This is a genomic window from Flavobacterium luteum (genome assembly GCF_008806775.1).
In the GTDB taxonomy this organism is placed as follows: domain Bacteria; phylum Bacteroidota; class Bacteroidia; order Flavobacteriales; family Flavobacteriaceae; genus Flavobacterium; species Flavobacterium luteum.
In genome coordinates this window covers 217,663-239,517 of sequence record NZ_WAEM01000002.1, presented here as the reverse complement: position 1 = coordinate 239,517, position 21,855 = coordinate 217,663, and the positions used below count along the sequence as shown (strand labels likewise).

The 21,855-nt window shown below is 32.1% G+C and carries 23 protein-coding genes and 1 tRNA gene; 13 read left to right on the top strand and 11 right to left on the bottom strand.

The features are described from left to right. The first annotated feature begins 4 nt into the window (after positions 1 to 4). The 6 genes from ftsA (at position 5) to F6464_RS04840 (ending at position 6,052) form a co-directional block, all read left to right on the top strand. The gene (gene ftsA, locus F6464_RS04865) at positions 5 to 1,402 is read left to right on the top strand and encodes a cell division protein FtsA (protein WP_151106682.1); all 1,398 of its coding nucleotides are present in this window, start codon (positions 5 to 7) and stop codon (positions 1,400 to 1,402) included. A 70-nt stretch (positions 1,403 to 1,472) separates the two neighbouring features. Beyond that, complete coding sequence (gene ftsZ, locus F6464_RS04860; RefSeq protein WP_151106681.1) at positions 1,473 to 3,416, top strand: cell division protein FtsZ; 1,944 nt, start codon at positions 1,473 to 1,475, stop codon at positions 3,414 to 3,416. Between the two features lie 379 nt (positions 3,417 to 3,795). Further along, a complete protein-coding gene (locus F6464_RS04855) occupies positions 3,796 to 4,245 on the top strand; it encodes a GatB/YqeY domain-containing protein (RefSeq protein WP_151106680.1) in 450 nt (149 codons plus the stop codon). Positions 4,246 to 4,328: 83 nt separating this feature from the next. Then, positions 4,329 to 4,402: transfer RNA gene (locus F6464_RS04850), tRNA-Arg, on the top strand. Positions 4,403 to 4,866: 464 nt separating this feature from the next. After that, a complete protein-coding gene (locus tag F6464_RS04845) occupies positions 4,867 to 5,289 on the top strand; it encodes a T9SS type A sorting domain-containing protein (protein WP_191963323.1) in 423 nt (140 codons plus the stop codon). 340 nt (positions 5,290 to 5,629) lie between these two features. After that, complete coding sequence (locus tag F6464_RS04840) at positions 5,630 to 6,052, top strand: CBS domain-containing protein (protein ID WP_151106678.1); 423 nt, start codon at positions 5,630 to 5,632, stop codon at positions 6,050 to 6,052. A gap of 29 nt (positions 6,053 to 6,081) precedes the next feature. On the opposite strand, the gene rpe is transcribed toward F6464_RS04840, so the two are convergent. The 3 genes from rpe to F6464_RS04825 all read right to left on the bottom strand — a co-directional run bounded on the left by rpe (position 6,082) and on the right by F6464_RS04825 (position 8,883). Next, on the bottom strand, positions 6,082 to 6,744 hold the full coding sequence (gene rpe, locus F6464_RS04835) for a ribulose-phosphate 3-epimerase (RefSeq protein WP_151106677.1): 663 nt from the start codon (positions 6,742 to 6,744) through the stop codon (positions 6,082 to 6,084). Between the two features lie 233 nt (positions 6,745 to 6,977). Next, positions 6,978 to 7,841, bottom strand: coding sequence for a sigma-70 family RNA polymerase sigma factor (locus F6464_RS04830; protein ID WP_007137700.1), 864 nt, complete (start codon positions 7,839 to 7,841; stop codon positions 6,978 to 6,980). A 79-nt stretch (positions 7,842 to 7,920) separates the two neighbouring features. Beyond that, the gene (locus tag F6464_RS04825) at positions 7,921 to 8,883 is read right to left on the bottom strand and encodes a hypothetical protein (protein WP_151106676.1); all 963 of its coding nucleotides are present in this window, start codon (positions 8,881 to 8,883) and stop codon (positions 7,921 to 7,923) included. A 104-nt stretch (positions 8,884 to 8,987) separates the two neighbouring features. On the opposite strand from F6464_RS04825, the gene F6464_RS04820 reads away from it, so the two are divergent. Next, positions 8,988 to 9,674 carry an LA_2272 family surface repeat-containing protein gene (locus tag F6464_RS04820; protein WP_151106675.1) on the top strand — a complete coding sequence of 229 codons (687 nt, stop codon included), beginning with the start codon at positions 8,988 to 8,990 and terminating at the stop codon, positions 9,672 to 9,674. Positions 9,675 to 9,730: 56 nt separating this feature from the next. Here F6464_RS04820 and F6464_RS04815 read toward each other — a convergent pair whose 3' ends face one another. From F6464_RS04815 to F6464_RS04805, 3 genes are all read right to left on the bottom strand, one after another. Beyond that, positions 9,731 to 11,881 (bottom strand): polyribonucleotide nucleotidyltransferase, encoded by a 2,151-nt coding sequence (locus F6464_RS04815; protein ID WP_151106674.1) that lies wholly within the window; start codon positions 11,879 to 11,881, stop codon positions 9,731 to 9,733. A 145-nt stretch (positions 11,882 to 12,026) separates the two neighbouring features. Next, positions 12,027 to 12,296, bottom strand: coding sequence for a 30S ribosomal protein S15 (gene rpsO / locus F6464_RS04810; protein ID WP_151106673.1), 270 nt, complete (start codon positions 12,294 to 12,296; stop codon positions 12,027 to 12,029). Positions 12,297 to 12,437: 141 nt separating this feature from the next. Next, on the bottom strand, positions 12,438 to 12,893 hold the full coding sequence (locus F6464_RS04805) for a GAF domain-containing protein (RefSeq protein ID WP_151106672.1): 456 nt from the start codon (positions 12,891 to 12,893) through the stop codon (positions 12,438 to 12,440). Between the two features lie 72 nt (positions 12,894 to 12,965). Here F6464_RS04805 and xrtF point away from each other — a divergent pair, with 72 nt between their 5' ends. From xrtF to F6464_RS04775, 6 genes are all read left to right on the top strand, one after another. Then, positions 12,966 to 13,520, top strand: coding sequence for an exosortase family protein XrtF (xrtF, locus tag F6464_RS04800; RefSeq protein WP_151106671.1), 555 nt, complete (start codon positions 12,966 to 12,968; stop codon positions 13,518 to 13,520). Next, positions 13,501 to 13,944, top strand: a complete 444-nt coding sequence (locus F6464_RS04795) for an exosortase F system-associated membrane protein (RefSeq protein ID WP_151106670.1) — start codon at positions 13,501 to 13,503, stop codon at positions 13,942 to 13,944. The genes xrtF and F6464_RS04795 overlap by 20 nt, the downstream gene beginning before the upstream one ends. Positions 13,945 to 14,026: 82 nt before the next feature. Then, positions 14,027 to 14,431, top strand: coding sequence for an HYC_CC_PP family protein (locus F6464_RS04790; RefSeq protein WP_151106669.1), 405 nt, complete (start codon positions 14,027 to 14,029; stop codon positions 14,429 to 14,431). Positions 14,432 to 14,508: 77 nt separating this feature from the next. After that, a complete protein-coding gene (locus F6464_RS04785; RefSeq protein WP_151106668.1) occupies positions 14,509 to 16,527 on the top strand; it encodes a TonB-dependent receptor plug domain-containing protein in 2,019 nt (672 codons plus the stop codon). Between the two features lie 54 nt (positions 16,528 to 16,581). Continuing rightward, entirely contained in the window at positions 16,582 to 16,953 is a 372-nt protein-coding gene (locus F6464_RS04780; protein ID WP_151106667.1) for a heavy-metal-associated domain-containing protein, read from the top strand. A 107-nt stretch (positions 16,954 to 17,060) separates the two neighbouring features. Continuing rightward, entirely contained in the window at positions 17,061 to 17,747 is a 687-nt protein-coding gene (locus F6464_RS04775; RefSeq protein WP_151106666.1) for a DedA family protein, read from the top strand. Positions 17,748 to 17,813: 66 nt separating this feature from the next. Here the strand turns inward: F6464_RS04775 and groL are convergent, their stop codons facing one another. From groL to F6464_RS04750, 5 genes are all read right to left on the bottom strand, one after another. Further along, on the bottom strand, positions 17,814 to 19,442 hold the full coding sequence (gene groL / locus F6464_RS04770; RefSeq protein WP_151106665.1) for a chaperonin GroEL: 1,629 nt from the start codon (positions 19,440 to 19,442) through the stop codon (positions 17,814 to 17,816). A gap of 65 nt (positions 19,443 to 19,507) precedes the next feature. Next, positions 19,508 to 19,783 (bottom strand): co-chaperone GroES, encoded by a 276-nt coding sequence (locus tag F6464_RS04765; protein WP_035670228.1) that lies wholly within the window; start codon positions 19,781 to 19,783, stop codon positions 19,508 to 19,510. A 140-nt stretch (positions 19,784 to 19,923) separates the two neighbouring features. Continuing rightward, on the bottom strand, positions 19,924 to 20,286 hold the full coding sequence (gene secG, locus F6464_RS04760; protein WP_151106664.1) for a preprotein translocase subunit SecG: 363 nt from the start codon (positions 20,284 to 20,286) through the stop codon (positions 19,924 to 19,926). A gap of 2 nt (positions 20,287 to 20,288) precedes the next feature. Continuing rightward, positions 20,289 to 21,248 (bottom strand): tetratricopeptide repeat protein, encoded by a 960-nt coding sequence (locus tag F6464_RS04755; protein ID WP_151106663.1) that lies wholly within the window; start codon positions 21,246 to 21,248, stop codon positions 20,289 to 20,291. A gap of 43 nt (positions 21,249 to 21,291) precedes the next feature. Further along, positions 21,292 to 21,795 (bottom strand): LptE family protein, encoded by a 504-nt coding sequence (locus F6464_RS04750; protein WP_151106662.1) that lies wholly within the window; start codon positions 21,793 to 21,795, stop codon positions 21,292 to 21,294. Positions 21,796 to 21,855 lie beyond the last annotated feature (60 nt).

Below are 21,855 nucleotides of genomic sequence, written 5' to 3'. Positions count from 1 at the left end.
GGGTATGGAAAAAGAGAACATCGCAGTAGGTTTAGACATAGGTACAACAAAAATTGTTGCCATGATAGGCAAGAAAAATGAGTACGGAAAACTAGAGATTTTAGGTGTAGGAAAATCAAAAAGCCTCGGTGTGGCTCGAGGGGTGGTAAATAATATTACACAAACCATCCAATCCATTCAACAAGCTATTGAAGAAGCCGAGAACAATTCGGGTTATAAAATAAAAGATGTAGTAGTAGGAATTGCAGGGCAACACATACGTAGCATTCAGCATAGCGATTACATCAGTAGAGACAATCCAGAAGAAGTAATTGGTGGAAAAGACATCGATATGTTAATCAACCAAGTACATAAATTGGCAATGCTTCCTGGTGAAGAAATCATACATGTATTGCCACAAGAATTTAAAATTGATGGTCAATCCGACATAAAAGAGCCAATAGGGATGTATGGTGGAAGATTAGAAAGCAGTTTTCACGTAGTGGTAGGACAAGCTTCTTCCATAAGAAACGTTGGACGATGCATTCAAAGCTCTGGAATCGAATTATCAGGATTAACCTTAGAACCACTAGCTTCTGCTGATGCCGTTTTAAGTCAAGAAGAAAAAGAAGCAGGAGTTGCATTAATAGATATTGGTGGTGGAACAACTGATTTGGCCATTTTTAAAGATGGTATTATTCGCCACACCGCAGTAATTCCTTTTGGCGGAAATGTAATTACCGATGATATAAAAGAAGGCTGTTCGATTATAGAAAAGCAAGCCGAATTATTAAAAGTAAAATTTGGATCAGCTTGGCCAGGAGAAAATAAAGACAACGAAATTGTTTCTATTCCAGGATTAAGAGGCAGAGAGCCCAAAGAAATTTCTTTAAAGAACCTTTCTAAAATTATACACGCTCGTGTTGTAGAAATTGTGGAGCAAGTATTTGCTGAAATAAAATCGTATGGTCATGAAGATCCACGCAGAAAATTAATTGCAGGTATTGTATTAACCGGCGGAGGTGCAAATCTAAAGCACATCAAACAATTGGTAGAATACATAACTGGAATGGACACTAGAATTGGTTATCCTAACGAACATTTAGCAGGAAATTCAGACGAAGAAATATCTAGTCCTTTATATGCAACAGCGGTTGGATTGGTAATGAATAGCATCGAGAATAAGACACAAAGTGCCATAAAATTCGAAACAACTATTGTTCCTGAAAAGGTATCTCCACAAAGAGAACGTTATTTCGAACCTGTAGTTCCTCAATTTAAAGAAGAAATTGAAGTAGCAGAGGAAGAAGTCCTTGTAAATGAAACTACTACTCAAGGAGGTTCAACAGAAACAAGAATAAGACGATCTTTTTTTGATAAATATGTAGATAAGATCAAAGAGTTTTTAGATAATGCGGAATAAGCTTTAACTAATTCGAAACAAAAACAGAAACAGAACAAACAAAACAATAACAAGAATAAAAACCAATATTATGACGAGCAACTCAGATTTTGGAAGTATTTCATTTGATTTACCAAAAAACCAATCTAATGTAATTAAAGTGATTGGAGTAGGTGGAGGCGGAAGTAATGCTATTAATCACATGTTCAAACAAGGAATCAAAGGAGTTGATTTTATTGTTTGTAATACTGATGCACAAGCTTTACAAAATAGTGCTGTACCCAATAAAATTCAATTAGGACTTAACCTTACTGAAGGTCTTGGCGCAGGAGCAAATCCAGAAGTAGGGCAACAATCTGCTATTGAAAGTATTGCGGAAATCGAAAAAATGTTAGACAGTAACACCAAGATGGTTTTTATCACCGCAGGAATGGGTGGAGGAACGGGAACTGGAGCTGCTCCAGTTATTGCACAATTGGCCAAAGAAAGAGGAATTCTTACTGTGGGTATTGTTACAAAACCATTTCAGTTTGAAGGAAAAGTTAGGTATGAACAAGCTCTATTGGGTGTAGATAAACTTAGAAAACAAGTAGACTCTTTAATTGTTATCAACAACAACAAATTGAGAGAAGTGTACGGAAATTTAGGTTTCAAAGCTGGATTTTCTAAAGCAGATGAAGTTTTAGCAACTGCTTCACGGGGAATTGCGGAAGTCATTACACACCATTACACGCAAAATATTGATTTAAAAGATGCTAAAACAGTATTGTCAAATAGCGGTACTGCAATTATGGGCTCTGCTACCGCACTGGGAGAAAATCGCGCAAAAGAAGCTATTATTTCAGCATTAGATTCTCCACTTTTAGATGATAATAAAATTTCAGGGGCTAAAAACGTATTGTTGCTTATCGTTTCTGGTTCGAATGAAATTACTATCGACGAAATAGGAGAAATTAGTGATCATATTCAAGCAGAAGCAGGTTATAACGCCAATATTATCATGGGAGTTGGAGAGGACGAAACTCTTGGAGAATCAATTGCAGTTACTATTATTGCAACAGGTTTCAATATCGAACAACAAAACGAAATAGTAAATACTGAACCAAAAAAAATTATCCACTCTTTAGATGGTGAGCATAAATTAGAACGTGATTTAACCAATAAAACAGTTGAGTCTTTTCAATTCAATACGGAAATAGTTGAGACTAAATCAGAAGAAAAAATTGTTTTTGAATTGATTGAAGATGATTTTCAAGCCGTTCAAGAACCATTAATTAACGAAAATGAATTGGTTATAATATCTGAATTTATCAAAAATTTAGATGTTACTTTCGAAATCGTTTCGCCTGAAAAACCAATCGATTTTGTGGTTTCTGCTCCTGTAATTCCTGATGTAAAGGAAATTAAAGTTATAGATCATATTGTTGTAAAAGAACCTGAGCAAGCTGCATTCTCTTTCGACTTGCCACTAACTAGAGAAAAAACAATTGAAACAGCTGCTATTGATGAAAATAAAATTCTATTCGAATTAACTAACGAAACTAGAAACATAGTAGTAAACCAAGCAGTTGAAATGGTTCCAATGACTGAATTGAATGAAAAAGGTATCATCAAATATTCGTTAGAAGAATATATGGAAGTTGAAAACGATTTGCTCAATTCAAAACAAGTAGAGAAAAATGTTTCTGAGCCAATAGCTGAGGAATTAAATTTTACGATGAAAAAAGTGGAAGAAGTTTCTAATTTTTCAGCATCTTACGAAGAGGTTTCTCCAATAGATATGTCAATCGAAGATACTTTAAAATTGAGAGCTGACGAAAGAAGAAGAAAGTTAAAAGATTTCAATTATAAGTTTCACAACAACCCATCACGTATGGACGAATTAGAAAGAGAGCCAGCATACAAAAGATCGGGAATAGACCTTTCAAACACACAAATAACTAATAACGCATCTCGCACTTCAATAGGAACTGATAGTAACAACGATCCGCAATTGCGATCTAACAATTCTTTTCTTCATGACAATGTAGACTAATAAATTTTTAACAAAGCTAAAAAGCCTGAAAATTTCTAGTAAATTTTCAGGCTTTTTGTTACTGCGAGCAACGAAACAATCTCAAATTTATCAGTTGTTAAATTCAGTAAATTTCCTTAAATTTGTCGAGCCTTAATCCAGCTGTGCGTTACAAGCTTTTTTTCTAAAATGCTTTTTTCTAAAAACTTAAATGAGCTTCTTTGGTCGCTTTTTAAGTTCAAGAAAAAAATACATTTTCTCTAAAAAAGGTTTTCCACTTCCATCTGGGGCAATTAGACAGTGATTCGTTTTAAATTCGAATAAACTAAGTTTTCATTTAGCCAAAACGAATTTCAAACATCACAAATCTAAAATCAACAATCTAAAATCTAAAAATATTATGAGTTTAGCATCACAAATCATGGAGGAAATCAAAACTGCCATGAGAGCCAAAGATACAGTTGCCCTTGAAGCTTTAAGAGCAATAAAATCAGAATTATTACTAGCCCAAACATCATCAGGATCAAAAGAAGAAATTACTGAAGCCGATGAAATCAAATTGCTTCAAAAATTAGTAAAAACTAGAAAAGACAGCGCTAAGATTTTTACAGAGCAAAACCGTTTAGATTTAGCAGAACCAGAATTAGCACAAATTGCAGTAATCGAAAAATTCTTACCAGCACAACTAAGCGAAGCCGAAGTTGAAGCTATAATTGCAAAAATTATTGCAGAAACAGGAGCATCAGGAATTGCTGCTATGGGGAAAGTAATGGGAATAGCTTCCGCACAATTAGGAGGAACCGCCGAAGGAAAAACTATTTCATCAATAGTTAAGAAATTGTTGGTATAGAGAAATAGGATAATTTGACATTTTAGATTGTTAGACATTTTAGAATCTAAAAATCTAAGAAGTCTAACTATCTAAAAAAAAAAGGCCTCGTAGTTCAACTGGATAGAATATCAGATTTCGGCTCTGATGGTTGGGGGTTCGAACCCCTCCGAGGTCACAAAAAAACAGCATTAAAGTATTTTTTATGCTGTTTTTTTTATACTTATTGTTTTAATAATACATAAAAAACTTTAACACTATTATTTTTATAAAATTTGAAACTTCTTTATAATCAAATCATTAAGTGTCAAATTATGAAACTAAAATTACTTCTCAAGCTGACTTTACTTTGCAATGTTTTTTTTTATAAACGCCGCAAGCAATCCTTTAAACAGGGAAATGATGTAAAAAAAGAAGTGCTAGTTAATTAAATTACTTACTCGGTCTCCTTAAATTCATTTTGTTAAGGTACAACAGTTGTTATTACATTTACAGTAAGTGGTACATATAATTCAGGAAATGTATTTACTTCTCAATTGAGTAATGCTTCTAGTTAGTTTGTGAGTCCTATAAACATTGGAATAAAAACCGCAATTGTAAGCGGAACTATTTCGGGTGTAAATTCCAAGATTTACAAGTGTTTTGACTAGAGACAGAATTAGAGTAATTGCCTCAAATGAATCTACAATAGGAGGAAGCAATAGAGTGTTTCAAGAATCTAATATATTTACATATGTAAGTAATGAGTTAAATAAAATAACCATTAAAGGAGTTAATAGTTTCTTTGAGTTGAATTATCAAGTGGGGGTTCCCTTAAATAACAATTCATTTGCATTCAAAGATTTGCAAGTAACTCCAAATCTTTTAGTAGATGTGTTAACGATTAAATCCAATAAAATTTTTACTAAAGTCAGTATTTATAACATTTTAGGTCAAGAAGTACTCCGTCAAAAAGGAAATGGTTTAGAGTTAAAACTAGACTTGTCACATTTAATTTCTGGAAACTATTTTGTAAAAGTGGTATCTGATGCCAAGCAGCAGGTTTTTAAAGTCGTTAAGCAATAATCATTTTTTTCAAGGACTGATAACAAGTAAATTACATAAAAAATTATTGATAACTTAACATAGACTTAAATATTTATACCTAACTTTGATTTAAGCTTTCAAAATTAACCTACAAATCAAAAATCATGGAGTTTGTTTTCCTCTTCTTTTGTTTCCTTTTGATTATTTATGTGGTTGGCTATATTTTAAAAGAGATTATCAACTACTAAACTCTTTACAAATAGTATTCTCTTTATTTATACTAAACTCTTTCTGAGCTTTTTTTTGAGAACTGATAAACATCATGTTTTATATTATTTATACTGAATACCTTTAAAGTATAAATTAAAATTTAAACATCATGAAGCATAGAGTTCCAGTGTCATCTATAATGACAAAAAATGTAATCACGCTTAAGTTATCCGATGATTTAACAAAGGCAGAAGAGTTGTTCAAAAAAAATAAAATCAGACACATTCCTATTGTAAGCGGATCAAAAATTATTGGTATGTTAAGCTATACCGATTTGCTTAGAATTTCTTTTGTTGACGCTGTAGACGATGATGCCGATATTGTTGACACAACAGTCTATAATATGTTTACTGTAGAGCAAGTTATGGCTAAAAAAGTGGTTAGTGTTTCTCCAGAAACAACAATTAAAGAAGCCGCAGAAATTTTATCCCATAATGAGTTTCATGCGTTGCCAGTTTGCGAGGGAAGTTTGTTGGTAGGAATTTTAACCACGACCGATTTAATCAAATATTTATTGGAGCAATACAATTAAAAAATCCCAATCTTGGGATTTTTTAATTTTTATAGTGTTGTTAATACTTTTAAATCTGCAATAGTTTGCGTTGGGTTTTCGGCTTTAAAAACAAAGTTTCCAGCTACTAAAACATCTGCTCCAGCAATTACTAATTGTTTAGCGTTTTTATTGGTTACTCCGCCATCAATTTCTATTATAGTTGAAGTATTTTTTCTTATAATCATTGCTTTCAGTTTTTCAACTTTTGAATAGGTGTTTTCAATAAAAGATTGCCCGCCAAAACCAGGATTTACGCTCATGATACAAACTAAATCAATATCATTGATAATATCTTCCAGTAAACCAACACTTGTGTGAGGATTTAAGACCACACCGGCTTGCATACCTTCTGCTTTTATAGCTTGAAGTGTTCTGTGAAGATGCGTGCAGGCTTCATAGTGCACAGACAAAATGTTTGCTCCTAAATCTGCAAAAGTTTTAATGTAACGATCAGGATCTACAATCATTAAATGGACATCAATAGTTTTTTTAGCATGTTTTGTAATTGCTTCTAAAACTGGCATTCCAAATGAAATATTGGGAACAAAAACGCCATCCATAATATCAATATGAAACCAATCGGCCTCACTAGCGTTAATCATTTCGATGTCGCGCTGTAAATTGGCAAAATCGGCAGCTAGAACTGATGGAGCGATGATAGTATTTTTCATTGTGCTGTTTATGTTGTTTAGACAAAGGTAAAATTTTAACCGCAAAGAACACAAAGGTTTTACGCAAAGTTCTCAAAGTTAAGAAACTCTCATTTAATCTTGGATCTAAAATAAAAAACCTCGGTAATCAGCCGAGGTTTCAATCATCAATCAAAAAACGAACAGTTAATCAGACTGTTGTTTACTATAAATTGAAATATTTAAAAATTTAAAGATTTCAATTTTGGAAATTATTATCCAAGATATGTTTTTAAAATTTTACTTCTAGAAGTATGTTTCAATCGTCTAATCGCTTTTTCTTTAATTTGGCGCACACGCTCACGCGTTAAGTCAAAAGTTTCACCTATTTCTTCTAATGTCATAGGATGTTGGTCGCCTAAACCAAAATACAAACGCACTACATCGGCTTCTCTTGGTGTAAGAGTTTCTAATGAACGCTCAATTTCTGTACGCAATGATTCGTGTATTAATTCTCTGTCTGGATTTGGTGATTCACCTGAACGCAAAACGTCATAAAGGTTAGAATCTTCTCCTTCAACAAGCGGAGCATCCATAGATAGGTGACGGCCTGAGTTTTTCATAGACTCTTTTACGTCATTTACAGTCATATCAAGCTCTTTAGCAATTTCTTCAGCTGAAGGTGGACGTTCATTAGATTGCTCTAATAAAGCGTACATTTTGTTGATTTTATTGATAGAACCAATTTTGTTTAATGGCAAACGAACGATACGAGATTGTTCTGCAAGTGCCTGAAGAATCGATTGACGAATCCACCAAACGGCGTAAGATATAAATTTGAAACCACGAGTTTCATCAAAACGTTGCGCTGCTTTTATTAATCCTAAATTTCCTTCATTAATTAAATCAGGAAGTGTTAATCCTTGATTTTGGTATTGTTTTGCTACCGAAACCACGAAACGTAAATTGGCTTTAGTCAATTTTTCTAAGGCTTTCTGGTCACCAGCTTTAATTTTTTGTGCTAATTCTACCTCTTCGTCAGCGGTAATAAGATCAACTTTTCCAATTTCTTGTAAATACTTGTCTAATGATGCAGTTTCACGATTTGTTACCTGCTTGGTAATTTTAAGTTGTCTCATAGTTTTGCCTCCTTATTTTTAAGTGTACAAGTTGTTATACGTAAAGGATTGAGAAAAAGTTACAAAAATTCAAAAATAATTAAAAAAGTAAATCAACTTGATTGTTTAATCGTTCAATGTAATAATCAATTTTTCGGTTGGCTTTATTAAAAAATAAATTTTGATCCTTAATTCCTGATTGATTCAACGATTTAGAATTTAGAATTTGCTGATTGAAAAACTCGTGCACATTTTTACAACTCTCTTTATTATCCGTAATAAAATAACCTAATAAAGTATACGGAATAAACATCGTGAGCTTTTCATTGGTTTCAATTAGCATATTGTTGTTGAGCAAAATCAACTCATTATAATATATAGAATAATTCGAATTGGATTTGTTTGATTTGTCTTTTATTAAATTCAAAATCCTTTTTAAATCTAAATACAATGCTGTTGCACTTTTAAAATTCAGTAAACCAGATTCATTAAAATACAATATTTGTTGCAAGCTACTGTTGATTGTTGTGTCGTTCCAAACTTCTTTTACACCAACTTTCTCATAAATTTTTTTAAGTTTTTGAGTATGTTCCATGAAGGATTCGTCGATAACAAAATTTTCAAAAGACACATTGGATTGATTCGGATTTAACAATGTCAACCAAACGTAGGCTTTAAATTTTGATATAATCGTTCCGTCCATAAAATAGAACAACGGGATATCCTTAGCCGAATAATATAAGGTTGCTTTTTCAGTAGTTGCTAATTGTTCAATGCGTTCTGCTGATTTTTTAAAATATGAAAGCATGTCTTTTAACGAAGTAATTTCGATGGTTTTTTCAACAATTACTTTATCATTTTTCAAAAATAATTTGTCTAACGAAATATTAAAATGATTTGCCAAAAGCAACGTTTCATCAATAGAAAACTTACTCTTACCCGAAACTCTTCGGTGCGCGGCATCATAACTGCAATTTAACACAACAGCAATCTCATCATTTAAGGAAGCTGAACTTAAAACTTGCTTTCTAATTTCTTTTAAAAATAGTTCTTGATTATTCATTATTTGCGATAATCACAAATATATAAATTTTATTAATTATTTATCGCCAATAATTTTGTAATTATAGCAATATGTTTGTGCTGTAATTTTAAACTTAAAAAAATATGAAAAATTTTATAGTATTGGTTTTGGTTCTGGTTTCAATCAAAAGTTTTGGGCAAGATGCCTTACAATCAACCCCGTTAAAAACTAGAGTTTTTAGTTTATCTCCTATGTCACCAAAAGTTGGAAAAGTGAATGGTTTTGTTTTTGGTGTTGGTCACTATGATGGTCCAAGAATCAAACAACAAACTATTAATGGAGTTAATTTAGAAGCGAGTCCTCTTTCTCTAGCTCTTATTTCTTTTGGAATTAATATTCCATTTGAGGGAATTTTTGCAGGTGTAAATGATAAACTTTTAAAAAATACTTTTTTAAGTGATTTAAATGAACAGACGATGTTTAAAGTTAACGGCTTAAATATAAGTAGCGGTGGATTTATGAGTAATGCCAGTGTTAATGGTGTTAATATTTCAATACTCACGGGTATTAATGAACTGAATGGATTGTCTATTAATGGAAGCGTTATTGGAACAAGAAAATTTAATGGTGTTTGTATTTCGGGAATTGCTAATATTACTGATTATGGTAATGGCGTTCAAATAGCATTGTCAAATGTTTCAAGAAATCATTACGGTGTTCAAATAGGTTTGTTCAATAATTCAAAAAACTTAAGAGGAATGCAGTTTGGGCTATGGAATACAAACGGCAAAAGAAAATTACCATTCTTGAACTGGCAATTTAAATCTTAAACAAAAAGACCCGTTTCAAACTAATGAAACGGGTTTTTATAAAGTTTAAATCTAGTTTATTCTCCTTTAGGAACAATTTTATTTTCTTCTCTAGCAGGACGTTGCAAAAGTGCTTTTCTAGATACTTTTTCTTTTCTAGTTTTTGGATCGATGCCTAAATATTTCACTTGAAATACATCTCCCATTTTAACAACGTCTGAAACATTTTCTGTTCTTTCCCAAGCCAATTCAGATACGTGTAATAAAACTTCGTTTCCTGGCGCATCAGTATATTCTACTACAGCACCAAAATCTAACATTTTAATTACTTTTACTTCATAAGCTTCACCCATTTGTGGTTTGAAAATGATTGAATCGATTTTTGCTAATACTTTAGCAATTCCGTCAGGATCTGTTCCAAGAATTTCAACAACACCTTGTTCATCAACTTCATTAATTACAATCGTACAACCTGTGGCTTTTTGTAATTCTTGAATTACTTTTCCACCAGGTCCAATCAAAGCACCAATAAATGCACCAGGAATAGTACGCATAATAATTTTTGGAGCATGAACTTTAACATCCGCATTTGGTTGAGCAAGAGTTTCTATTAATTTTCCTAAGATATGTAAACGTCCGTCACGAGCTTGAGCCAAAGCTTGCTCCATGATTTCATATTTCAATCCGTCAATTTTTATGTCCATTTGACAGGCTGTAATTCCTTCAGAAGTACCAGTTACTTTGAAATCCATATCTCCTAAATGATCTTCATCACCAAGAATATCAGATAAAACGGCAAAACGATCACCGTCAGTAATCAATCCCATTGCAATTCCAGAAACAGGACGAATCATTTGAATTCCAGCATCCATTAATGATAATGTTCCAGCACAAACTGTTGCCATAGAAGACGAACCATTAGATTCTAGAACTTCAGAAACCACTCGAATCGTATAAGGACAATCAGCAGGAATCATATTTTTCAAGGCTCTTTGCGCTAAGTTTCCGTGACCAACTTCTCTTCTTGAAGTTCCTCTTAACGGACGAGCTTCTCCTGTAGAAAATGGCGGGAAATTATAGTGTAAATAGAATTTTTCTTCCCCTTGTTCTGATGGTGAATCAATTTGGTTTGCTTCTCTAGATGTTCCTAAAGTTGCTGTTGCCAATGCTTGAGTTTCTCCACGTGTAAATAATGCTGAACCGTGAACTGAAGGTAGGTAATTTACTTCACACCAGATAGGTCTGATTTCTGTTGTTTTTCTTCCATCTAAACGAGTTCCTAAGTCTAAAGTTACATTACGAACCGCTTCTTTATTTACCTTGTAAAAATATTTAGAAACTAAATCGCCGTCAGTAGCCAATTCTTCTTCTGTAAATAAGGCGCGTACTTCTTCTTTTACTTCTGCAAATGAAGCTGTACGTTCTTGTTTAGCTGAACCTTTGCTCGCAATAGCATAAATTTTATCGTAAGCAGCAGCTTTTACTTTTGCGTGAATAGCCTCGTCTGTTCTTTCTTGATCATACGTACGAACTTCTTTCTTGCCGAAAGCAGCTTGTAAGCGCTCTTGAGCTGCAATTTGGTTTTTGATATGTTCGTGTGCAAATTTAATGGCTTCTACCATTTCTGCTTCTGAAATCTCTTTCATTTCTCCTTCTACCATCGCAATAGAATCAGTAGAAGCACCAATCATCATGTCAATATCAGACAATTCTAATTGTGCACGAGAAGGGTTAATGATAAATCTCCCATCAATTCTTCCAACTCTAGCTTCAGAAATTAAGGTTTCAAATGGAATGTCAGACAAGGCTAAAGCTGCCGAAGCTGCTAATCCCGCTAATGCATCTGGCATAACATTGTCATCATGTGACATTAATTGGATCATCACTTGCACTTCTGCATGATAATCACTTGGGAAAAGCGGACGTAATACACGGTCAACTAATCTCATTGTTAGCACTTCGTTGTCACTTGGACGTGCTTCTCTTTTGAAGAAACCACCAGGAAAACGTCCTGCTGCAGCAAATTTTTCGCGATAATCTACCGTTAATGGTAAGAAATCGATACCGGGACTTGCTTTTCTTGAGGACACTACTGTTCCTAAAATAACAGTGTTTCCAATTCTAACTACTACAGAGCCGTCAGCTTGTTTCGCTAAACGACCTGTCTCGATTGTGATGCTTCTTCCATCACCTAAATCGATTTTTTCTACAAATAATTGTGGAATCATAAATTTTTTCCTTTTCAGTTAAACATGGGTTCTAGTTGTGTTGTTTTTTGTAGTAGTTGTTGTCTAAAACCCAATGAAAAACTAAACTTTTTTCTGCAATTATATAAAAACAAAAAGAGGCGCGTGGGCACCTCTTTTTTATTGATTATTTTCTGATATTCAATTCTTTGATAATCTCACGGTATCTGTTGATTTCTGTTTTCTTCAAGTAATCTAACAAAGCTCTTCTTTTACCTACTAACAATACTAGTGAACGTTCTGTATTGTAATCGTGACGATTTTTTTTCAAATGTTCTGTTAAGTGCGAAATTCTGAATGTAAACAATGCAATTTGAGATTCAGATTTTCCAGTGTTTTCTGCTTTTCCTCCGTGTTTAGCGAAAATTTCCGCTTTTACTTCTTTAGTTAAGTACATTTTAATATTATTTAAATGATTATTATGTATGTCATACATCTATTGTAAGACGGTGCAAAAGTAATCTTTATTTTTAGAATTACAATAGAAAAATTTATTTAAACTATTAATAATTAATTTGTGAAATTTTAATTGATTTTTCTAAAACATCTTTGCAATCTCTTGATTCACAAACTCTAAAAAACGTTCGTCAGCTTCGGTAAATGGATTTAACACATGGCTATCAATATCAATTTGTCCGATATTAGCTCCATTTACAAATAGCGGAACAACAATTTCTGATTTTACGGTAAAACTGCAGGAGATATAATTGTCTTGATCCGAAACATCAGGAACTACAAAATTCTGATTCGAAACCGCTACTTGTCCACAAATTCCTTTACCGAAAGGAATTACAGTATGGTCAGTTGGAGCTCCAACATAAGGGCCAAGAAGTAATTCCTCTTTTTCTCCATTTCTAAAATAAAAACCCACCCAATTGTAGTAATCAATAGTATTTTTTAATAAGGTACATATTTCAAATAATTTTTCGTCTCTTGAAATATGGTTTTGCATTAAAATGGCTGTGACTTTGGGTTTTAAGATTTCAAATGACATAGGAGTTTATTTTTTAAACAAAAGTAGTATTTGCTTACTATATTAATTTATTTAAATTTGTTAAAAAAATTATTGAAAACCTATTTCGAACAATACCGACCTTTTTTAATTTTTTTAATCAAGTTTTTCTTGGTTTATGTTGTGGTAACTTTCTTGTATCAATATTATTTGAATCAATTCGATAGTGCATTTCTTTTTCAAGTGGACGAATTTACGCAACTTGTTGCGAATCAAGTTAATTGTGTTTTGATGTTTTTGGGTTATGATTCTAGTATTATACCCCATACAAATGAAGCTTCTGTAAAATTAATACTAAACCAAATTTATGTAGCTCGAGTTGTTGAAGGTTGTAATGCACTAAGTGTAATGATTCTTTTTGCAGCTTTTATAGTTGCGTTTTCTGGAAAATGGACTCATACAGTATTGTATATAATTGGAGGATTTTTCCTTATTCATGTTTTAAATGTATTCCGAATAGCACTGTTGTGTATTGCTTTGTTACAATATCCTAAACAAGAACATTTTTTGCATGGCGTTGTTTTTCCTTTATTTATTTATGGTGTTGTGTTTGGGTTGTGGGTTATTTGGGTTAATAAATTTTCGTTGCATGTTAGAAAGAATCCGTAATAATAAATTAAAAATAGTTCTTGTTTCACTTCTCATATTGTTTTTGGTAGCAATTCGAGCCTTTGAAGAGGAACTTTTTTATGATCCATTTTTAGATTATTTTAAAGGAGATTATTTAAGGATTTCAGTACCTGAATACAATGGATTTAAATTGTTTTTAGGAATTAGTTTTAGGTATTTTTTAAATGCGATATTTTCCTTAGCAATTATATATTTTCTTTTTTCGGATTTAAAGTTTACAAAATTTACCTCAATATTGTATTTTATTTTTTACCTCATTTTAATAACAGCTTTTTTTCTAATGCTACATTTCTCTGGCAACGAAAATAATTTTATTTTATTTTACATCAGAAGATTTCTGATACAGCCATTATTTTTATTGCTATTTATACCTGCATTTTTTTATCAAAAACAAAACAAATAATTTATTTTCTTTAAAAAAATAAACTTCAAAAAATAACACCATTTTAATACAACCCTTTTTTCTTTTCCGTACCTTTGTTTTAATGAAGTTTAAAAAACATATAAGTATTGTTCTTGCATTCTTCCTATTAGTTTCTAATGTAGGATTGGCATTTAATGTACATTATTGTGGAAAAAATATTGCTTCAGTTTCTTTAAAAACAGCAATTCCTGCTCAAAATTTTGAAGAAGGATGTTGCAAAAAAATTACCCTAAAAAAGCATAGTTGTTGTTCTGACAAAGTTTTTAGTTTTCAACAAAAATCAGACAATTTAATTATAAAAGCGTTTTCTTTTCATTCCGATTATTTATTTACAATGAAAGAATGGATTCCAATTGTTTTCTCTTCTGTTTCTAATTTCAAAAATTCAAAAATTACATCTTATTATTGCGATGCAAATGCGCCGCCACTCTTTAAGTTGTATCACCAATATATTTTTTACGCCTGATTTTAATGTTTATTTAAAGTCAAACCTTTTTTTATGGTTTGGCGTTATTTTTTTATAATCATTAAAATCTATTTCTTATGAAAAAATCAGTAATACTTTTTATACTGACTTTACTTTCGATTAATGCATTTTCTCAAGAGAATCAAGAAAAATTAGAGGAAGTCAAAGTGGTAACTAAGCGTAAAGGAATTCAAAAGTCGCAAACAATAACAAGTAACACAACAGTTGTTACAAGCAAAGAATTACTAAAAGCGGCATGTTGTAATCTTGCAGAAAGTTTCGAAACTAATCCGTCTATTGATGTTAATTTTTCGGATGCGTTAACAGGAACAAAACAAATAAAAATGCTCGGATTAACAAGTCCGTATCTAATGATTACTGAGGAGAATATTCCGTCCGTTCGCGGAGCTTCTCAAGCCTACGGATTATCTTTTACTCCCGGAACTTGGGTAGAAAGCATTCAAATTACAAAAGGAGCGGGCAGTGTTGTAAATGGCTACGAAAGTATTTCGGGTCAGATAAATGCAGAACTCATCAAACCAATAAATGATACCCCTTTTTTCTTAAATGCCTACGGTTCTACAGATTCTCGTTTTGAATTGAACACCCATTTCAACACTAAAATCTCCGATAAATGGAGTAGTAGTTTGTTTCTGCATGGTAATACAAGACTTTCTAAAATGGATAGAAACGAAGATGGTTTTTTAGACAATCCGTTAGCCAAACAAATCAATGTTATGAATCGTTATCAGTACTACAATGCCGATAAGGGTTTGGTAAGTTTTATTAACTTTCGCTATATGAACGACCAAAAGCAAACAGGAGAATTGCAATTTGAACCTAACAGAGATAAAAGGACTACTAATTTTTGGGGCTCCGAAATTAATACTGAACGATTGGATGTTTCTACTAAAATAGGATACGTATTTAAAGACATGCCATACCAAAGTGTTGGTTTTCAGAATGCGTTTAACAATCACAATCAGCAGTCGTATTTTGGTTTAAATCAATATAATATTAAGCAAAGTAGTTATTATTCAAATTTAATTTTCAACTCTATTATTAGTAATACGATGCATAAATTTGCAACGGGTTTGAATTTTACATACGATAAATACCAGGAGTTTGTAAATGTCAAAGATTATAGCAGAATTGACAATGCTTTTGGAGCTTTTTTTGAATATACCTATGATAATACCGACAATTTTAGCGTCATTCTTGGTGGGCGTATTGATAATCACAATCGTTTAGGAACATTTCTTACTCCGAGATTACATGTAAGATACAATCCTTGGGAAAAGGGAGTTTTACGATTTTCTGCGGGAAGAGGAAAACGATTGGCTAATATTTTTGCTGAAAATCAACAGCTGTTAGCTAGTTCTAGATCATTTGATATTTTAGATTCTAATGGAAAGATTTACGGATTAAATCCTGAAATAGCTTGGAATTACGGAATAAGTTTTTCTCAAAACTTTTTGTTTTTAGGTAAAAGGGCTGATATTGGATTTGATTTTTACAGAACTGATTTTCAAAACCAAGCAGTTGTAGATGTTATGAATTCGCCACAACAAGTGTTGTTTTATAATTTGAACGGAAAATCATTTGCTAACAGCTTACAAATTGAATTCAATTATGAAATAATTAAACACTTAAATTGGCGGTCAGCATATAAATTTTATGATGTGAAAACAGATTACATTTCAGGAAATTTCCAGAAACCACTTCTGGCTAGAAATCGTTTTTTTGCCAATTTAGAGTATGAAACTCATATCGGTAACAAAGGGAAACAATGGAAATTTGATTATACTTTTAATTGGATTGGCCAACAACAATTGCCCATTACAACTTCAAATCCTATTGTTGATAGATTACCAGATTTTTCTTCCTCCTATTCGTTAATGAATGCACAAATTACTAGAACTTTTTCATCAACCTTTGAAATATATGTTGGTGGAGAAAACATAGGAAATTATACACAAGAAAAAGCGATTCTTGGCAGTGATAATCCTTTTGGACCAAATTTTGATGCGTCAATTGTATATGCACCAATTTTTGGACAAATGTATTATGCGGGTTTAAGGTTTAAAATAAAATGACGTTAATACTAATTTCAATATCAAAAATTAATTAATATTTAAAATAATAGAAAAATGAAAAATGTAATTTTAATACTGCTAGTAACTTTTATTGGATTTTCAGTTCAAGCGCAAGAAACCCGAGGCGGAGCCGAATTGAGCGTAGCTAAAAAGAATAAAAATGCCAAATACACTTTTGAAGTTAACGGCAATTGTGAGCAATGCCAAAAGCGAATTCAAAAAGCTGCTTTTTCTGTTCCAGGAGTTAAATCGGCTATATGGGCTATAGAAACTCATGAGTTGAGTTTAATTTTAAATGAGGAAAAAAGTTCGGTATTAGATGTGAAAAAAGCGATTGCAAAAGTAGGACATGATACTAAGGATGTGAAAGCTACAAATGAGGATTATGATAACCTTCATTCGTGTTGTAAATATGATAGGCAATAATTGTAAATTCCTAAACCGTTAATAAAACTTTAAAGTAAAGCAATAAATTGTTGTTGAGCCAAATTATTCATACTTTCACGCACTGAAAAGCAAACAAACACGTATTTATGAGTAATTTTGATTGGACACAATTATTAAATCCTGAATTTTATATTACGTTTACCATTGGCGGTATTCAAGTAGGTTTATATATTGTTTTGTTTATAATTTTTGCTGAGACAGGACTTTTTGCCGGTTTTTTTCTACCAGGAGATAGTTTGCTTTTTTTAGCGGGTATTTACAGCCGTGATTTAATAGAAAATGTAACAACAGCTATTGAAAGTGATTTTATAATTGTTACATTATTGTCTCTTTTGGTAGCTATTGCTGGAATACTAGGAAATATGGTTGGGTATTGGTTTGGTGCAAAAAGCGGTTATTATTTATTTAAAAAAGAAGATAGCTTTTGGTTTAAGAAAAAGTATCTTTTACAATCTAAAGATTTCTTTGAAAAATATGGGGGTAAGGCAATTATTTTTGCTCGGTTTCTTCCTATCTTCAGAACTTTTGCTCCAATTGTAGCAGGAATTGTTACAATGGATAAAAAAAAGTTTATGTTCTATAATGTATTGAGTTCTTTTTTGTGGTCTTTTATTTTAATTTTCGCAGGACATTATTTATATGGTTTGTTTTTAAATAAATTTGATATTGATTTAAAACATCATATCGAAAAAATTATAATATTAATTATTTTAATTTCTACTTTTCCAGTTGTAATAAAGTTACTAAAGAAAAGCCCCCAGGATAAAGCATAATAAATAAAAAATCCGTCAAGAAAAGTTTTTCAAGACGGATTTTAATTTTTCATTGGAATTTTAGAATTACATCATTCCTGGCATGCCACCACCCATAGGGTTTCCACCAGCATTTTCTTCTTTAATATCTACCAATGCACATTCTGTAGTTAAAATCATTCCAGCTACTGAGGCTGCATTTTCCAGAGCTACACGAGTTACTTTTTTAGGATCAATAATTCCAGCTTTTAGCATGTCTACATATTCATCAGTTTTGGCATTATAACCAAAATCTCCTGTTCCTTCAGCAACTTTTGCAACAACAACTGAACCCTCAAGCCCAGCATTTTCAACAATCGTTCTTAAAGGGGATTCAATGGCACGTGAAACAATTTGAATTCCTGTTGCTTCATCAGCATTGTCAGCTTTAATTGATGTTAAGGCCGATTTTGCTCTTAGCAAAGCAACGCCTCCACCAGCTACAATTCCTTCTTCAACCGCTGCACGAGTTGCGTGTAAAGCATCATCAACCCTGTCTTTTTTCTCTTTCATTTCTACTTCAGAAGCAGCTCCCACATAAAGAACAGCAACACCACCAGCTAATTTAGCCAAACGTTCCTGTAATTTTTCTCTATCATAATCAGAAGTTGTTGCTTCCATCTGACCTTTAATTTGGTTGACACGATTTTTAATCATATCGGCTTCACCAGCACCACTTACAAGTGTTGTATTGTCTTTATCGATAGTAACTCTTTTAGCAGTTCCTAACATTTCAATAGTTGTATTTTCTAATGTGTACCCTCTTTCTTCAGAAATTACGGTTCCACCAGTTAATATAGCGATATCTTCTAGCATTGCTTTTCTTCTGTCTCCAAAACCTGGTGCTTTTACGGCAGCAATTTTTAATGCTCCGCGTAATTTATTTACTACTAAAGTTGATAATGCTTCTCCATCTACATCTTCAGCAATAATCAATAATGGCTTTCCTGATTGGGCCACTGGCTCTAAAACAGGCAATAATTCTTTTAAAGATGATACTTTTTTGTCGTATAAAAGAATATACGGATTTTCTAATTCTGCTTCCATCTTTTCAGGATTGGTTACAAAATATGGAGAAAGATATCCTCTGTCAAACTGCATCCCTTCTACAACATCCACATAAGTATCTGTTCCTTTGGCTTCTTCTACAGTAATAACACCTTCTTTGCCTACTTTTGCGAAAGCATTAGCAATTAATTCGCCAATTACTTCATCATTATTGGCAGAAATAGAAGCAATTTGTTTTATTTTTTCAGAATCACTACCTACTACTTTTGCTTGTTTTGCTAGATCTGCAACGATAGCTTCAACAGCTTTGTCAATTCCTCTTTTCAAGTCCATTGGATTTGCTCCTGCTGCAACGTTTTTTAAACCTTCTTTTACAATTGCTTGTGCTAAAACAGTTGCTGTTGTAGTTCCGTCTCCTGCTAAGTCATTCGTTTTTGAAGCTACTTCTTTCACCATTTGAGCTCCCATATTTTCCAACGGGTCTTTCAATTCTATCTCTTTTGCAACGGTAACTCCATCTTTTGTAACTGTTGGTCCACCAAATGATTTTCCAATAATTACATTACGACCTTTTGGTCCAAGTGTTACTTTTACTGCATTTGCTAATGCATCAACTCCACGTTTTAATCCATCACGTGCTTCAATATCGAATTTTATATCTTTTGCCATTTTAATGTTTATTTATTTCATCCGTTCGCTATCGCTCGGGTGTTAATTCAGTTAATTGCTTAAAGTTAAATTATTGCTAAAATATCGTCTTCACGCATGATTAAATAATCTTTTCCTTCCAATTTTAGTTCAGTCCCAGCATATTTTCCATACAAAACAGAATCTCCAATTTTTACAGTCATGGTATGGTCTTTTGTGCCATTTCCTACTGCAACAACAGTACCCTTTTGAGGTTTTTCTTTTGCTGTGTCAGGAATAAAAATACCTGAAGCCGTTTTAGTTTCAGCAGCCACTGGCTCTATAAGAACGCGGTCTGAAAGCGGTTTAATGTTTAAAGCCATAATAATTTTATGTTTATTGTTATGTTAAATTTAATAAATAATCAGGTTCAGAAATTATGCCAGCCCTTTATAACTGACAATTTTACTTAAAAAAAATGCCAGCATTGACAAGCTGGCATTATCTATATTTTAATTGGAAATTATTTTTTTACTGGTGCAACTGGTACAGCTGGCACGTCAGTTTTAGTTTTCTCGTTTTTAGATGCAGGAGTTTCTGTTTTGGGAGTTGTTGCATCTGTTTGGTCAATAATTTTAGAGTCATTATCGCTTAAGCTTCCTGTAAAACTTAAACTCGACAATAAAATTAATGCAATTAGTATTGTGGCTAGTGTCCAAGTGCTTTTATCTAAAAAGTCAGTAGTTTTTTGTACGCCACCCATCATTTGAGATCCTCCTAATGAAGATGATAATCCTCCACCTTTAGGATTTTGAACCATAACCACTATGATTAATAGGAAACAAACGATTGTTATTAAAACTAAAAAAATTGAAAATGTGCTCATTGTTATTTATTATTTTGTTGTAAATTTTTAATATCTAAAATTCGGTCTGCAAAGAAACTACTTTTTTCTGGATATTTCAAAATTAATATTTGATATGCTTGAATTGCTTTTTGATATTTTTTTTGTTCTAAATATACTCTAGCTAAAGTTTCGGTCATCAAGTAGGAGGTATTCGAGATACTTGGCTCAAAAACAAAAGTATTTATTGGAGAATCATGCTTAACAGGAGGGATTTTAGGACTAGTTTCGATAAACTTGTCAATTAATTCGTTTTTTTTTTGCTTCTCGAAATCTACTTCAGAAGGGTTTTCATTTTCTATTTCAGTATGTTCTTCTTCTCTAATTATTGGTTTTAACTTAGATAATTGCAACCATTCTTGAAATGAATGTTTTTCGTTTTTAGAAAAAACTAATGGTTTACCTATTTCTAGATTTTCGACAATACTATCTTTTGTTTTTTCTACTTCAATAGTTTCAATAGCAACATAATCTTTTTCAGAAGGAATTCTGTATTCTGCCTTTTCTATAATTTTTTCTTCTACTACAAGAACTTCTTCTTCTACAACTGGAGTTGCATTTTTAATAGAAATAAGAATCGATTCCTCTACTGTATTTATTCTTTGTTCTAATTTAGAGTTCTCAGCATTAATAATTTCATTTTCATTTACAGAAATATCTAGTAATTCGGCTACTTTTTTATCGTACAATCCTTTGTGTATGGTTACAAATGAATCCGAAGTAATAAAATCAAATAAAACAGTTCTGTCTGTAGTATGGGCTGCTGTTATTTTTAATGCATAATTGTATTTAAAGCTATTTTGATTGTATAATCCTTTTAGATATAATGCTCGAGCGCTCTGGAAATAAGGAAATTCTTGCGCAATTTTTTCCAAGGTAATACTCTGAATGTCATTTATAGCATTCGGATTATTTATTAAGGAAGTATATTCAATTACGTTCAAAATAAGTTCTAGTTTTTATCAATGAACAAATTAACTCTAAAATTTACCATTTTGCAAGCGATTCATTAAAAATATCTTGAGTAATTCTTTCGAAAATTTCATCCAATGCTGCTGTTAGCTTAGCACCTACTAATTGGTCAGTTCCTGTATAATTGTGGAAAAATGAAAATGTTTTCTCAAAATTATCGGCTTCTTTATTTTTATTGGTAAATCGAACTTTTATTGAAATGGTTAATTTGCTTTGTGCCGCTCTTTGATCTGCGGTTGCAGTTGTTGGACTAATTCTGTAATCAATAATCTCACCTTCATAAGTCAAATCGCCTCCTGAATTTACTAAATTTAAATTGGTTTGATTTTGAATTAAATCCTGTAATTCTAAAGTAAATGTTCGTTCAATTCCAGGTTCAATTAACGGCGCATTATTGCGAAAGTAATTTACTTGAAAAGTTTTAGCATCAATTTTCCCAGTTCCAGTAAAGTTATAAACCGAGCAACTGTTGAAGCTAAAGGCGGTAAGTAAAAAGAGTATAGATTTAATGTAATTCATTTTCTAAAATAACAGGACAAAGATATTCATTACAATGGTTAATTATCAATTTTTTTAATT

Bases quoted from the DNA above. Each gene is read 5' to 3' on its own strand.
- groL (WP_151106665.1), bottom strand. From the start codon at position 19,442: ATGGCAAAAGATATAAAATTCGATATTGAAGCACGTGATGGATTAAAA.
- rpe (WP_151106677.1), bottom strand. From the start codon at position 6,744: ATGAAAAATACTATCATCGCTCCATCAGTTCTAGCTGCCGATTTTGCC.
- ftsZ (WP_151106681.1), top strand. From the start codon at position 1,473: ATGACGAGCAACTCAGATTTTGGAAGTATTTCATTTGATTTACCAAAA.
- rpsO (WP_151106673.1), bottom strand. From the start codon at position 12,296: ATGTACTTAACTAAAGAAGTAAAAGCGGAAATTTTCGCTAAACACGGA.
- F6464_RS04855 (WP_151106680.1), top strand. From the start codon at position 3,796: ATGAGTTTAGCATCACAAATCATGGAGGAAATCAAAACTGCCATGAGA.
- F6464_RS04765 (WP_035670228.1), bottom strand. From the start codon at position 19,783: ATGGCTTTAAACATTAAACCGCTTTCAGACCGCGTTCTTATAGAGCCA.
- F6464_RS04840 (WP_151106678.1), top strand. From the start codon at position 5,630: ATGAAGCATAGAGTTCCAGTGTCATCTATAATGACAAAAAATGTAATC.
- F6464_RS04815 (WP_151106674.1), bottom strand. From the start codon at position 11,881: ATGATTCCACAATTATTTGTAGAAAAAATCGATTTAGGTGATGGAAGA.
- ftsA (WP_151106682.1), top strand. From the start codon at position 5: ATGGAAAAAGAGAACATCGCAGTAGGTTTAGACATAGGTACAACAAAA.
- F6464_RS04795 (WP_151106670.1), top strand. From the start codon at position 13,501: ATGTTAGAAAGAATCCGTAATAATAAATTAAAAATAGTTCTTGTTTCA.
- secG (WP_151106664.1), bottom strand. From the start codon at position 20,286: ATGAGCACATTTTCAATTTTTTTAGTTTTAATAACAATCGTTTGTTTC.
- F6464_RS04825 (WP_151106676.1), bottom strand. From the start codon at position 8,883: ATGAATAATCAAGAACTATTTTTAAAAGAAATTAGAAAGCAAGTTTTA.
- F6464_RS04830 (WP_007137700.1), bottom strand. From the start codon at position 7,841: ATGAGACAACTTAAAATTACCAAGCAGGTAACAAATCGTGAAACTGCA.
- F6464_RS04750 (WP_151106662.1), bottom strand. From the start codon at position 21,795: ATGAATTACATTAAATCTATACTCTTTTTACTTACCGCCTTTAGCTTC.
- F6464_RS04820 (WP_151106675.1), top strand. From the start codon at position 8,988: ATGAAAAATTTTATAGTATTGGTTTTGGTTCTGGTTTCAATCAAAAGT.
- F6464_RS04805 (WP_151106672.1), bottom strand. From the start codon at position 12,893: ATGTCATTTGAAATCTTAAAACCCAAAGTCACAGCCATTTTAATGCAA.
- F6464_RS04780 (WP_151106667.1), top strand. From the start codon at position 16,582: ATGAAAAATGTAATTTTAATACTGCTAGTAACTTTTATTGGATTTTCA.
- F6464_RS04790 (WP_151106669.1), top strand. From the start codon at position 14,027: ATGAAGTTTAAAAAACATATAAGTATTGTTCTTGCATTCTTCCTATTA.
- F6464_RS04775 (WP_151106666.1), top strand. From the start codon at position 17,061: ATGAGTAATTTTGATTGGACACAATTATTAAATCCTGAATTTTATATT.
- F6464_RS04785 (WP_151106668.1), top strand. From the start codon at position 14,509: ATGAAAAAATCAGTAATACTTTTTATACTGACTTTACTTTCGATTAAT.